General features: G+C 38.7%; 11 protein-coding genes. 2 read left to right on the top strand and 9 right to left on the bottom strand.

What is annotated here, in order from left to right; all coding sequences use genetic code 11:
* Window positions 1-171 precede the first annotated feature (171 nt).
* Genes I6E80_RS00345 through I6E80_RS00325 form a run of 5 tightly spaced genes read right to left on the bottom strand, consistent with a single transcriptional unit; the run spans window position 172 to window position 5,034 of the window.
* Window positions 172-2,277, bottom strand: a complete 2,106-nt coding sequence (locus I6E80_RS00345) for a type IV pilus secretin PilQ (RefSeq protein ID WP_197184505.1) — start codon at window positions 2,275-2,277, stop codon at window positions 172-174.
* Window positions 2,264-2,803 (bottom strand): pilus assembly protein PilP, encoded by a 540-nt coding sequence (locus I6E80_RS00340; RefSeq protein WP_007586272.1) that lies wholly within the window; start codon window positions 2,801-2,803, stop codon window positions 2,264-2,266. The genes I6E80_RS00345 and I6E80_RS00340 overlap by 14 nt, the downstream gene beginning before the upstream one ends.
* Window positions 2,800-3,405: a type 4a pilus biogenesis protein PilO gene (locus tag I6E80_RS00335; protein ID WP_007586270.1), complete on the bottom strand. Its 606-nt coding sequence runs from the start codon at window positions 3,403-3,405 to the stop codon at window positions 2,800-2,802. The genes I6E80_RS00340 and I6E80_RS00335 overlap by 4 nt, the downstream gene beginning before the upstream one ends.
* Window positions 3,395-3,967 carry a PilN domain-containing protein gene (locus I6E80_RS00330; protein ID WP_024598073.1) on the bottom strand — a complete coding sequence of 191 codons (573 nt, stop codon included), beginning with the start codon at window positions 3,965-3,967 and terminating at the stop codon, window positions 3,395-3,397. Before I6E80_RS00330 ends, I6E80_RS00335 begins: the two co-directional genes overlap by 11 nt.
* Complete coding sequence (locus tag I6E80_RS00325) at window positions 3,955-5,034, bottom strand: pilus assembly protein PilM (protein ID WP_024598074.1); 1,080 nt, start codon at window positions 5,032-5,034, stop codon at window positions 3,955-3,957. The genes I6E80_RS00330 and I6E80_RS00325 overlap by 13 nt, the downstream gene beginning before the upstream one ends.
* Before the next feature lie 130 nt (window positions 5,035-5,164).
* Here I6E80_RS00325 and I6E80_RS00320 point away from each other — a divergent pair, with 130 nt between their 5' ends.
* A complete protein-coding gene (locus I6E80_RS00320) occupies window positions 5,165-7,657 on the top strand; it encodes a penicillin-binding protein 1A (protein ID WP_197184504.1) in 2,493 nt (830 codons plus the stop codon).
* 64 nt (window positions 7,658-7,721) lie between these two features.
* Here I6E80_RS00320 and metL read toward each other — a convergent pair whose 3' ends face one another.
* Together metL and metB are read right to left on the bottom strand one after the other, a co-directional pair.
* Window positions 7,722-10,067 carry a bifunctional aspartate kinase/homoserine dehydrogenase II gene (metL, locus tag I6E80_RS00315; protein ID WP_197184713.1) on the bottom strand — a complete coding sequence of 782 codons (2,346 nt, stop codon included), beginning with the start codon at window positions 10,065-10,067 and terminating at the stop codon, window positions 7,722-7,724.
* 176 nt (window positions 10,068-10,243) lie between these two features.
* The gene (metB, locus tag I6E80_RS00310; protein WP_024598077.1) at window positions 10,244-11,491 is read right to left on the bottom strand and encodes a cystathionine gamma-synthase; all 1,248 of its coding nucleotides are present in this window, start codon (window positions 11,489-11,491) and stop codon (window positions 10,244-10,246) included.
* Between the two features lie 289 nt (window positions 11,492-11,780).
* Between metB and metJ the strand changes: the two genes are divergently transcribed.
* Window positions 11,781-12,101, top strand: a complete 321-nt coding sequence (gene metJ / locus I6E80_RS00305; protein ID WP_007586263.1) for a met regulon transcriptional regulator MetJ — start codon at window positions 11,781-11,783, stop codon at window positions 12,099-12,101.
* Between the two features lie 82 nt (window positions 12,102-12,183).
* On the opposite strand, the gene I6E80_RS00300 is transcribed toward metJ, so the two are convergent.
* Window positions 12,184-13,425, bottom strand: coding sequence for a malic enzyme-like NAD(P)-binding protein (locus I6E80_RS00300; RefSeq protein ID WP_076925368.1), 1,242 nt, complete (start codon window positions 13,423-13,425; stop codon window positions 12,184-12,186).
* Between the two features lie 525 nt (window positions 13,426-13,950).
* The gene (gene rpmE / locus I6E80_RS00295; protein WP_002958369.1) at window positions 13,951-14,166 is read right to left on the bottom strand and encodes a 50S ribosomal protein L31; all 216 of its coding nucleotides are present in this window, start codon (window positions 14,164-14,166) and stop codon (window positions 13,951-13,953) included.
* Window positions 14,167-14,286: the final 120 nt, after the last annotated feature.

The raw sequence follows: 14,286 nt of genomic DNA, 5'->3' as shown, positions 1-14,286 counted from the left end.
AACAAACTCTAAAATTTGAAATAAAACCCCGCCTAACGACCTGGCCCCAAAATTAAGGAGGGGATTATCTCAGTAATTGCGGGGGTATTTCAAGTCAATTAGCATAAAAAGCCATATAACGAGCAATTAATCTAAATAATCACCCGTTGGTTAACATAAAACCACTGTATTTTAATCAATTTGTATTTTTGGTGTCACAAAAATAAGTAATTCACGCTTTTCATTAAACTCACTCGTGGTTTTAAACAGTCTTCCTACGTAAGGAATGTCACCTAAAATTGGCACTTTACTCGTAGTATTAATGATCTGCTGCTGGAAAATACCACCGAGTACTACGGTTTGTCCATTCTCAACTAACACTTGTGTTTGAATCTCTTGGGTATCAATAGACACTGCTTCACCTGTTCCCGTTTGTACGGTATCGCCACGCGTGTCTTGAGTAATAATTAAGTCTAGAATTACTTTATTATCAGGTGTGATATGAGGTGTTACTTCTAAGCTTAGTACCGCTTTTTTAAAGCTTACGGTAGTAGCACCACTTGAAGCTGACTCAGTGTAAGGAATTTCAGTACCTTGCTCTATTCGTGCTTTTTGCTGATTAGCCGCTATGATACGCGGGCTAGCAATAATTTCGCCTTTATTTTCTTCTTCAAGCGCACTTAGCTCTAAATCAATTAACGTACCGTTAGCCAATTTTGCTATATGCAAACCAATGCTGGCCGCAGGGTTAGTGATAGGTAAATTTACATTTAATCGATCTGAAATGCTTGGCGCATTTGTAGTTGATGTTGCGTTATAAATACCTTCAGCGCCTTCAAGGGAGCCTGAAATACCAACACTACTACCTTGGTCACTAAAGCCCCATCGTACACCTAAGTCCTCAGTAACGTTATCGCGCACAGTTACCATCCGAGATTCGATTACAACCTGCTGTACTGGAATATCGAGTGTTTCTATCATCCGGCGAATGTTTTCTATACTCTTTACAGTATCTTTTACCAATAAAGTATTTGTACGCTGATCAACCGACACACTACCGCGGGCAGTTATAATACTGTTCCTATCTGTTTTTAATAAGTCAGCAAAATTTTCGGCTTTAGCGTAGTTTAATCGAATGTATTCACTATAGAGTGGTTCTAAGTCTTCAACTTGCTGTTTAGCTTTTAAATCTTTAGCTTCACGTGCTGCAAGCTCCTCTGCAGGCGCTACCATTAAAATAGAGCCATCCATGCGTTTATCTAGCCCTTTAATACGCAGTACTACGTCAAGCGCTTGATCCCACGGTACGCCATCTAAGCGCAGTGTTATATTACCGGTCACTGAATCACTGGTTACTAAGTTAAAATCGTTATAACCCGCAATAATTTGTAGTGCTGCTCGCACAGAGATATCTTGAAAATTTAAGGTCATAGGACGACCTTGATACTCAACGCCACCATCTAAATAGGCGTTTTGCGTTTCATCTTTTTCTACCGTCAGCGTTAAAATATTATCTATTTGCTGGTACGTAAATGTAAACTGAGCGTTTGGCTCAATAACGACACGACTTAATCCGTCTTCTTTAAAAGTCTCGATATTACTTACGACAGTACCAAAATCTAATACATCTAATTCATAAAGTAGGTCATCTAAAATATCGGTGTGATGAAAGTCTGCGTAAATTTTCCCGCCACTCTCATGAACTTCAATTGCAGCTTGAGTGTCTTGTAAAAATACGAGTACTTTCGCTTCGCCCTTTTCACCACGTCTAAAATCAATTGATTGGATACGGTTAATGTAATTTCCACTTACGTCACCTGAGTCCATCGCTACATCTTCATTTTCAGATTCTGTAAGAGGATTATCAGACACGCGTATTGATACTAAGTTGTTATGAACTTCAGTTTCATAAATTTTTAATCGATCTAAGTTTACCGTTACTTTTAAACCACTGTTAGTTAAAACATTAGTAACACTGCTAATTCCAGCTTGATTAACTTCAACATCATTTAAACCAACCTCTAACTCTGCGGTATCAAAAAACATTTCGATTCGGGCTGGGCTATTAAACACCTGAACTTTTGGCTCAAGCGTTAACTCTTCATCAAAAACAAGCTGTAACTCAGTTTCGCCTTTAAGTAATGGATTATAACGAACATCATAAAGTAACGGCCCTGCAACGGCTGAATTTACAGTGACTAAAGCAACAGCAGCCAGTAATGTTCGTGAAATACGATGAAGCCAAAGTACATCCTTATGCATGCTATTTTTACCTTTTTTATTATTAATTTGCGCCATCTGTTGCCGCCTCTAACATTTCTAATTTAGTCAAGCGCTCTTTCCAACAGCCAGACCCATCAGGGATTAATTCCACTAACTCTATATAGTCGTTACTTACTGTTTTTACTTTGCCATCATAACTACCAAGGTAATTCCCTACCGTTACACGATGCAAAGTAGCATCAGCTGCTGTTATTAATGCCCATATTTGTCCACTAGAACCAATTGTGCCTTTCATTGCTAAGTTATCTAGCGGGTATTTTTCTAACGGTTCGCGGCGACGCTCTTGATCAGGGTGCAAACAGTTTTTTACTTGTGTTAATTTATTTTGGATTATCTCAGGCTGAGGCGCTACAAACGGGCTACGTAGCTGACCAGCACTGTACTCAAATATTTCAAACTTTGTCAGCTCAGGAATTGATTCAACCTTTGGTGTTGTGCTTGCTTTTACCTGGTCAATAAATTCTTTTTGCTCAGACGTATCATCATTACAACCACTCAAAACAAACACCATTACTACAGGTACTACGCGAAGGAGCTTCATTTTTTAACTCCTTCTTCATAACGATATGTTTTTGCAACAACACTAAATGTTAACTGTTTATCGCCCGATGATAAAATAGAAAAGTCATGTAAGCTTACAATTCGTGGTAACTGAGCTACTTTACCCACAAACTCACCAAACTCATGGTAGGTTCCTATCACTTCTATTTTAATCGGTAATTCAGTATAAAATTCTTTCTCGACTTCTGGTAACCAACCTATTTTTAAAAAAGTCAGACCACTTGTTGTGCCAACATACGACAAATCATCAAGTAAACCAGGGGTTTCGTTAGAGGTAGGTAAACGTTTTAATAATTGTGAAAACTTATCTTCCATTTCAATCATTTGTTGACGATAGATCTCAAGCTTACTCGCTACTGCGTATTTAGTACGATAAGTTGTGCGTAACTCGACCTCTTTCGCAACTGCACTGTGGTAACTATCAATTTCATCAGAAACTAATAGGCTATAACTAAAAAACAATACAAGTCCGGCAACAAACGTACAGCAAATTGCTTTAACTGCAATAGGCCAATCGCCAATGTTATCGAGCTCTATTTCATTCCAATCAATTTCACTCAGTGCTTTAAAATCAAGGCTCATCACTAACCTCACCAATTTTATCAAATGGTTTTACATAAAATTCCATATTAAAATCACTAAGTAAACGCGAAGATTGATCGCCTGCAACAATGCCTTGCATTGAAGGATTCTCTAGTAAATATGAGCTTTGTACTTGGCGCAGCATTGTTGATAAACGGTTATTAGATTCACTGCGTCCCAATACATGAATTTGGCTACCTCGGCGCTCGAGTTTTGTTAAATAAACCCCACCCGGCACTATTTTGGCAACTTCATCCATTATTTGCGTACCCAAATTACGGCTGCTTTGTAATTCTTCAATGAGCCTCATACGCTGTTGTAAGTTTTCTTTTCTTTTATCTAAACTTCTAATTTCACTAATTTTTTTATCTAGCATGCTAATTTCTGAACTTAAATAGTTATTCTTTAAGTTTTGACCGTCTTTTAATGAACTATAAAAAGAGCTTAATAAGTACATACTCGCAAAACAAAGTATAACGACACCAATAAGTATAGTTACAAATTTCTTTTTCGATTCTTCGCGCTGCGATTCACGCCAAGGAAGTAGATTTATATGTGGCATGTTGAAAAGCTCCTTAATGCCAACCCTGTCGCAATTGCAAACTGCGTTTTGTGACGTTGCATTACATTACGATCTACTTTTGGAGAAATTTCCATATTTTCAAAAGGCTCAGCAACGACAGAGTGAATACCTAGTTCTTCAATGAGTAATCGGTCAATACCTTTAATCATCGATGTACCACCCGTTAATACAATATAATCGATTTGCTCTTTGCCACTGGTTGTTAAAAACATTTGCACCGCACGTCGCACTTGTTGAAGTAACGAAGTTTGAAAAGGGGCTAATACTTCAAAGGTGTAGTTTGGCGGTAAATCACCTGATGTTTTACCAATTTCAGCTTCATCAAATCCTTTATTATAATAAGCAACGATACTATTTGTATATTGGTCACCACCAAAAACTTGGTCACGTGTATAAATTGTTTCCCCAGCTTGAACAACGCTCACAAGCATTAAAACCGCACCAATATCAACCACAGCCACGCATTTATTAAATGCGTCGCTAGGTAACTGTTGGTAATACACATCCATTGCACGACTTAATGCATAGCTTTCTACATCAACTATTTTAGCTTCTAAATTTGCTGCTTCTAAAGCGCCAACACGCGCTTCAACACTTTCAGTACGGGCAGCTGAAAGCAAAACATTCATTTTACTAGGATCGGCTTCATTCGTCGAAAGCTTCTCAAAGTCGAGGCTTACTTCATCAAGAGGATATGGAATTAAACTATCGGCTTCAATTTCAATTTGCGACTCAAGTTCAGCATCAGTTAACGATACATCCATGAAGATCACTTTTGTGATGACTGTTTGGCCAGAAACAGCCACTGCCGCAAATTTTAACGACTTTGGTAATTTTTTTCTTAATTTTGTAATTACGTTACCAATCGCTTCAATATCTTGGATTGTACGCTCACTCATAGCGCCTTTTGGCATCGGCTCAATTGCAAGTGCTTCAAGTCGAAATCCAGTTTCAATTTCACGTAAAAGCACAGCCTTAATAGAGTGCGATCCAATATCAATTCCTACCATCATTTGGGACGGTTTTTGAAATAGTTGACTTAGCATGTTTCAACTTGGCCTTTGTTTTAATAATAAACAAGTTATAATTTTTATATGAAAAAATATTATTCATTTTTTAATCAATATATACTAGCAGTCAAAACTCGCAATTGGGAGTCCATTTAGGGAAATATAAGTGATTTTATTAAAACGAACTTTACAATTTTTTATCATTTGTGTGTTAATTGGTCTGATTACTTTGATCAGTCTTTATTACTACGTTAAACCTGATATCCCCAGTGTGCAAGTTTTAAAAGACGTGCAATTACAAACTCCTATGCAAGTATTCACTAAAGATGGGCTTTTAATCAATCAATTTGGTGAAAAACGTCGTATTCCAGTGACTATTGATGAAATTCCTCAAACACTCATTAATGCATTTCTAGCGACAGAAGATAATCGATTTTACGATCATATAGGCATAGACCCTATTGGCATCGTACGTTCGGCTGTTGTTCTTATATCTACTGGCGAGAAAAAACAAGGTGCAAGTACTATTACTATGCAGCTTGCTCGTAATTTCTTTTTAACACGCGAAAAAGCATATATACGCAAAGTTAAAGAGATATTTATAGCGCTTCATATCGAAGATGTATTAACAAAAGACGAAATTTTAGAGCTTTATCTTAATAAAATAGAATTAGGTAATCGTGCTTTCGGTATTGGTGCAGCAGCGCAAGTTTATTACGGTAAAGAGCTAAAAGATTTAACACTTGCACAAATGGCGATGATTGCAGGTTTACCTAAAGCACCTTCTGCATTAAACCCAATTCGTAACCCAACGCGTGCAAAAGCACGCCGAAATGTAGTTTTAGGCCGTTTACTTACCGAAGACTATATAACACAAGAGCAATATAACGAAGCAACTAGCCAACCTATTACAGCTTATTTTCACGGCGCAGAAATAAACTTATACGCACCGTATATCTCTGAAATGGTGCGTGCCGAAATGGTTTCGCGCTATGGGGTAGATAAAGCATACAACTCAGGTTTTAAAATTTTTACCTCAGTAGAATCAAAGGTTCAAAAAGCAGCGCAAAACGCACTTGTAAATAACTTACACAATTACGATATGCGTCATGGTTTTAGAGGTCCAACTGATATTTTATGGAATCCTGAAACACAACCAGCTTTAACTGAGCAACAAATACTCAATAAATTACAGAGCGTAAATGAATTAGGCACTTTAAAAGTTGCAGCAGTACTTAGTGTTAATGATAAAACAGCTACTGTATTACTTAAAAACGGTGAACAAACAACCCTCACTTGGGATAATTTAAAATGGGCGCGTAAGTATATTACTCGCTACCGCCAAAGCTTTGCTCCAAAAGCGGCTACCGACATTTTAACACCAGGTATGCAAATATGGGTACGTCAAAACGAAGATAGCAGCTTCTTATTAAGCCAAGTACCGGAAGCATCAAGCGCTATTGTCTCACTCGATCCACAAGACGGTAGAATAAAAGCCATTGTAGGGGGTTACAGCTTTGAGCAAAGCCAATACAATCGTGCGGTACAAGCTAAGCGTCAAGTGGGTTCTAATATAAAACCTTTTATATATTCAGCAGCACTTGAAAAGGGCTACACGCTTGCGTCTATATTAAACGATGCACCTATAAACCAATGGGATAAAAGCCAAGGCGTAGCATGGCGTCCTAAAAATAGCCCCGCTGTTTACAACGGTCCTATTCGAATTCGCCGTGCTTTAGCACAGTCTAAAAACGTTATTTCGGTGCGTTTACTGCGTGGTGTTGGATTACAACGTACAGCTGATCACTTACTAAAATTTGGCTTTAAAGACGCTGACATTAATCGCAGTGAATCATTAGCCCTTGGCAGTGCTTCCATTACTCCCCTTGAACTTGCCCGAGGCATGAGTACATTTGCCAATGGCGGTCACTTAATTGAACCTTACTTCATCTCAGAAATTCAAGATGCTTATGGCAATGTATTGTTTAAAGCAAACCCTGCTCTTGCCTGTGACGAAGAGCCTTTGCCAACACTCAATGCACTCTCAATTCATAATAGTGATGGTGAAGAGGAGCAAACTAAAAAATGTGCACCGAGAATTATTTCTAAGCAGAATGCATTTTTAATTGCCGATGCTATGAATAGTGCAATCTGGGGGGGTGGTAGCTGGGCTCATAAAACAGGTTGGAGTGGAACCGGTTGGCGAGCACAAGCACTAGACCGTCGCGATATTTCGGGTAAAACAGGCACAACTAATGACTCAATAGATACCTGGTTTAGCGGTTTTAATAGTAATGTGATGACCTCAGTTTGGGTTGGCTTTGATAATCCGGGCAACGCTCTTGGTCGCTCTACATATAACAACAACCTAGATAGCAGCCAAATATCAGGTGCTGAATCGGGCGCTAAAACCGCACAGCCAGCATGGGTTGAATTTATGAAAGCGGCACTTGAAGGCAAGCCCGAAGCTCCAATTGAGCCGCCTGAGGGACTTGTTTCTATTCGTATTGATTTAGCTACTGGTTTATTAAGCCATAGAAATGACTACACGAGTCGATTTGAATATTTTGAAAAAGGCACCGCACCTACAAAGTATGTGCTATCTCAGCCTAACGATATATTTGAAGAAGACACTAAAACAGAAGAAGAGCTATTTTAATAATATGTACGTAATACAAAAACGGCAGCTTATTTAAGCTGCCGTTTTTATTTAAACCAAAGGTTTATTTTAAGTTTTGAACAAGCCAATATAAATCAGAGTGCACACCCGCAGCGGTCACTTCCCTACCCGCTCCTGGCCCCTGAATCACTAATGCGTTATCGCTATACCATTTGCTATTAATGACAAAAATATTATCACCAGGAGTAAGGTTTGCTAACGCATCGCCATTAGGCACATACGCTATTCCCACTTTAGCGATTACTTCACCTTGTTTGATTTCTAACAAGCCCGTGTATCTAAGTACTGAATTTTTAGCTTTTGCTGTAGCTGCATGCTCTTCAATGAATGCATCTAGCTGTGTTTTTTTATTTAAAAAGTCATCCCAACTTCCCAGCGCAAGTTCATCAGGCATCAATGCCGATAAGCTAATATCGTCAAGTTCAAGCTCTACACCTAGCTCTCGAGCTAAAATAAGTAGTTTACGCTGCATATCTCGCCCAGATAAATCTTCGCGAGGGTCTGGCTCTGTGAATCCCATTTTCTGAGCTTCTAGTACCAACTCAGAAAATGGCCTAATTCCATCATATTTACTGCATAACCACGAAAGCGTGCCTGAGAAAACACCTTCTATACGTGTTATTTTATCGCCACTATTTTGCAAATCAGCCAAAGCAAAGTTAATAGGTAAGCCAGCGCCTACACTGGTGTTATATCGCCAATGTAAATTACGTTCTAAAATATTACTACGAAGTGCTTTATACCAAGTAGTAGATGCTGTTCCAGCGTATTTATTAGCACTAATTAAATGACAGTCTCTATCTACAAAGTCTGGATATAACAAGCTAAATTGTTCACTTGCGGTAATATCAATTAAAATTTTATGCTCGTAATCGAGCTCATTTATAGCATTCAGTAAATCTGCAGATTGATAGCTATTAGCCTCATGCTGCCATTGAGTTTTCCATTGCTGCGTATTAATACCACTTGCATTAAACAGCATTTTTTTAGAGCGAATTAGACCGACTAATTTAATACTAAAGTCATCCGATAAGCGCTCAAATTGTGCCGATAACTGTTTAATAAAAACGTCGCCAACGTTACCAAGCCCCGCAACTATAATTGCGATTTCTTGGCCTTTATTAATTAGCTTATCGTGTAAGGCACTTTGTATATCACTATCTATAAATTGATCGGTAAGCAATAAAGTATAGCCAGTATCTTGATGGACAAAACGAGGTTTTATGCTGTGGAGTTTTAATAAGTCTAACGCTTGTAGGCATGATGTATTAACGTCTTGCTCAGGCGCTACAATTGCGCAGCCATTTAAATTTGACTCGCTAATATTTGCTCTACCCGCAAAGTAATTAATAACCAGATAAGTTTGTGCTGCTGGCACTACCAGATACACTTCACCATTATGGTTAAAGTGATGAAGGCTATGCTGAATAAGCTGACTAACACTTGCAACCTCTCCTTCACTTAACCCTTCAACCATTAATAGGTCAACATTTTGCAACGTGGTTATAAAACGTTTTTTCTTCGCTGAACCTTCTTTTACTATATCTGTTGGACTTGCTTGCACATCAAAACTACTGCGAACAGCTAGCTTAATATCTGTGTTTTTAAGTGGCGATAGTGTTTTTGCATGTAATACAGGATTACCTAAACGAGCCAATAAATTAGCTTGTCCACGGCAAATTTTGCCGTATTTAATCGCTTTTTGCACTTTACGTGGATCAGTACTAAACACTCCTTGCGTATCAGTCCAAATACATACCTGCTTAGCATTACAGTAATTTGCTAGTAGTGTTGCGCTGTAGTCACTACCATTTCGGCCAAGCGTTACAGTCTCACCATTGATATCTGCGGCTATAAACCCAGTAACAACATTTATTTTATTAGGAAAAATTAACTGCCCACATTTCTGCGCATTTTGCGCATGCATTAATTCACCATCATTCAAGGTAAAAAGAGTGCGGGCATCTTGAGCACATGCCTCAATATTTAGCTGCTGTAAATAAATGGCGAGTAAGCGTGCTGACCACAATTCGCCATGTGCAAGTAACGCAGCCTCTTTTAGCTGCTCAGCTTGAGCAAGTTCTGCAATATCAGTAAGTTCGGTATTTAGTGTTTTAAGTGCACTTCGTTTTAAATCAGCTTCTAATAGCTGCTCTATTAAGTCTCTTTGGTGATTATTTAACTGTAGTAAAATATCAGCTACCGCTTGATTGTCTTGCTTTTGATAGCTTTGCCAAAGTAATACTAGCGTATCGGTTGTCTTACCCGCAGCCGATACCACCACACAGTCACCCGGTTGAGTATGTGTAATTATTATTTTGGCAACGCTTTGGTATCGCTCACTTGAGCTTAAACTCGAGCCACCAAATTTATGTATACAATTAACCATATTTATACCAATTCGCTTAATTAAGTAGTCTATTTTGAGTTTAGTTGTTCTCGGCAACTGCTCCTGCATTGCTCTACCTCCTGCATCCATGCAGTCGTATATCAGAAATTTTTAACGAAGTTAGCGCCAGCTTTAATCCCTCAAATTGATTAGGTATTATTGCGGATTGGTATTGCTTACCAAAGCGCCGGACGGGCTGCACTTAATTTAACGTTACCACCAGAAGTGCCTGCACCTTTGCCTACACGGCCAACATTTTTATTTTGTCCTGGTTTTACAAGTTCAAACACTCGCTCAAAATCAGCAACTAAATCGTATATATCTTCAATACCTACCGAAATACGAATAAGCGTATCGCCCACACCCGCTTCTAAACGTGCTGTTGCGTCCATACCTGCGTGCGTCATAGTTGCAGGGTGACAAATTAAGCTCTCTACGCCACCTAGTGACTCAGCTAAACTAAAGGTTTTAAGGCTAGTTAAAAATGCCGCTGCGTCGTTTATATCGCCTTTAATATCAAAACTAACCATGCCACCAAAGCCAAGTTGCTGTGCTTTAGCAAGTTCATGTTGAGGATGTGACTCAAGACCTGGGTAGTAAACTTGGCTTACATATTCAGAGTTTTCAAGATACTTAGCTATTGCCAGTGCATTTTCTTGATGCTGTCTTAGGCGCACATTTAAAGTACGTAAACCACGAAGCGTTAAATAGCTATCAAAAGGCGCCCCCGTAATACCAATGTTATTAGCCCACCAAGCAAGCTCATCGCCTAACTCTTGTGTTGCGGCAATAACAGCGCCGCCTACTACATCTGAGTGTCCGTTAATATATTTAGTGGTTGAATGCACCACAATATCTACACCAAACTTAATAGGGTTTTGTAAAGCAGGCGACAAAAACGTGTTATCTGCTGCAACCAAAGCCCCGCATTGCTTAGCCACATCAGTAACCGCTTTAATATCTGTTAAACGAAGTACTGGGTTACTTGGGGTTTCTATCCAAATAAGCTTAGGTTTAATTACTAAAATTTGTTGAAGGCTTTCTTCTTTTGTTAAATCTAATATTTCGAGCTTTAGTAGTCCGCGTTTTTGTAAAGATGTAAATAAACGATAGCTGCCACCATAACAATCATGTGGAATTACTAACGTATCGTCACTATTAAGTAGCTGAGTAGCTAAATGCACGGCAGCCATGCCTGTAGCTGTAATTATGCCACGAGCGCCACCTTCAAGCTTAGCAAGCGTCTCAGCTAAAATATCACGATTAGGATTACCGCTACGACCATAATCATACTCACGCTTAGTATCAAAGTCGGCAAACGAATAAGTAGTCGATAAATAAATTGGCGGTACCACCGCACCATGATGTTTATCAGCATCAACGCCGTTACGTACAGCAATGGTTGCTTTGTTTTTTTCGCTCATATTCGTCACCTGATTAATTTGGATGTTTAGACGTCCAAAAGAGTAAGTTATCCGTTTTGATAAGTCAAAGTATTTTAAAGCTCTAGATGGCTATAAGTAGAAGGAGCCTCTGCGAATAACACATTTTAGCTCACAAAAGTGTGCCTATCTTTACACTCACAATAGGCTTATTAAGATAGATCGGTATCTATTATTTGACTATCTTTTTTAAATCGATAGAATTTCACGCATATTTACACGCTTTTTATACCGTGTGAGAAATTAATAATCTGAGGCAACGATACATCTTATGGCTAAATGGAATGGTGAGTATATTCACCCATACGCAGAACACGGTAAAAAATCAGAGCAAGTTAAAAAGATCACCGTTTCGATCCCGCTAAATGTATTAAAGGTATTAACTGACGAACGTACACGTCGTCAAATCAATAACCTTCGCCATGCTACAAATAGTGAATTGCTATGTGAGGCATTTTTGCATGCTTTTACTGGCCAACCTTTACCAAATGACGATGACTTACGTAAAGATAACGCCGAAAAAGTGCCAGAAGAAGTTAAAAAAATAATGCAAGAAATGGGTCTAGAAGTACCCGTTTTAAACGAAGAATAAATATTACAAAGACAAAAAAACCTCAGTAATTACTGAGGTTTTTTTATGTCTAAATTTTATTGCATAGCTCTACTGTATAGATTTACTGCATATAATTTTCTGGCAAATCAATTTGCGCAACACCTGACTCAACAGCAGCTAGGGCAACAGCTCTTGCTATACGCGGCAGTAAACGAGGGTCCATTGGTTTTGGAATAATATACTGTGCACCAAACTCTAATTTATCTACGCCTGCTGCTTTTAAAACTTCTGCAGGTACAGGCTCTTTAGCAATACTACGGATAGCCTCAACTGCAGCAATTTTCATTTCATCGTTAATAGCGCTTGCACGCACATCAAGCGCACCACGGAAAATAAACGGGAAACATAAAACATTGTTAACCTGATTAGGGTAATCAGAGCGCCCTGTTGCCATAATTAAATCGTTACGTGCGCCGTGCGCAAGTGCAGGATCAATCTCAGGATCTGGGTTTGAACATGCAAACACAACTGGTTTTTCAGCCATTAGCTTTAAATCTTCAGCCGCTAATAAGTTAGGGCCAGAAACACCTACAAACACATCAGCATCTGCAATTACATCTTGCAATGTACGCTTATCTGTATTGTTAGCAAAAAGCTGTTTATATTCATTTAAATCATCGCGGCGGGTATGAATAACACCTTTGCGGTCAAGCATATAAATGTGTTCGCGCAGTGCTCCGCACTTAATCAACAGCTCCATACACGCAACAGCGGCAGCGCCAGCCCCTAAACATACAATAATTGCATCTTCAATTGACTTACCTTGTACTTCTAACGCATTTAACATGCCCGCAGCCGTTACAATCGCAGTTCCGTGTTGATCATCATGAAAAACAGGAATGCTACAACGCTCTATTAATGCTTTTTCAATTTCAAAACACTCTGGTGCTTTAATATCTTCAAGGTTAATACCACCGAATGTATCGGCAATATTGGCAACCGTATTAATAAAGTCTTCTGTCGTACGGTGCTTAACTTCAATATCAATTGAATCAAGGCCAGCGAAACGTTTGAACAATAACGCTTTACCTTCCATTACAGGTTTAGACGCTAAAGGGCCTAAATTACCAAGTCCGAGAATTGCAGTACCATTAGTGATAACCGCAACCATATTACCTTTACCGGTATATTTATATGCATTTGCAGGATCTGCAGCAATTTCACGTACAGGTTCGGCAACGCCAGGGCTATAAGCTAGGGCTAAGTCTTGAACTGTTTCAGCAGGCTTTGTTAGCTCAATGCTAATTTTACCAGGTACGGGGTGTGAGTGATAATGTAGTGCTTGTTCACGAAAGTCAGACATAACGCGATGGTATCCTGCAATTTAAGTTAAAGTGAGAGGTGGAGTCTTGGGGTACGATACCCTTATTATTTTTAAATTCCAAGCAATATCAGGTCTATCCTGTTATATGCTATATCCTTTAATTTTAAGAGGTTTTTCAGTAACTTTGCAGGATTATATAAACATTTAATAAATAAAAATTCACCTAAAAAGTAAGTTTTAAGGTGCTTTTATGCCTAGTGAAATATTAAAAAAATGTATGTATAAAGTATCACCATAAACTTAAATAACAGCCTACTACTCTACTTTAAAAACAGATAAGCCCACGTTAGCTACTTTTATCAACCTAGTTAAAAATTGTACTATTTAAAATATAGAGAATATCTATCGATTTGTCTGTAAAGGTTTATGCATACTCAGAATAAGAATAGGAAATAGTTATGCAAAGAGGGATATATCCAAAGTTAGCTAAATGAGGTAATAAATGGCAAATTTTAGGCACAAAAAAAGCACCCTAAGGTGCTTTTTTTAACTAAACAGCAATAATTACTTCTTGCTGCTAAGTGCACCGAAGCGCTTGTTGAAGCGATCAACACGGCCGCCAGTGTCTAAAATCTTTTGCTTACCAGTGTAAAACGGGTGACACGCAGAACATACGTCTAAGTGAATGTCTTTACAAAGAGTTGAGCTAGTTTCGAATTTGTTTCCGCATGAACATGTTGCAGAAATTACTTCGTACTTAGGGTGAATACCTTCTTTCATAGGAACCTCTAGTTAAGGCCGCATCGCTCTCCAAACCCGAAGTCTGGCACCATACGTCGTTAAAACAAATTTGTTGGTGGCGGATTTTATCCAACAACGTTCCCCTACACAAGTATTTAT

The sequence above is a fragment of the Pseudoalteromonas sp. NSLLW218 genome (assembly GCF_015864775.1).
Classification (GTDB): Bacteria; Pseudomonadota; Gammaproteobacteria; order Enterobacterales; family Alteromonadaceae; genus Pseudoalteromonas.
The sequence above is the reverse complement of the archived record's forward strand: the minus strand, read 5'-3'. Positions and strand labels throughout refer to the sequence as shown.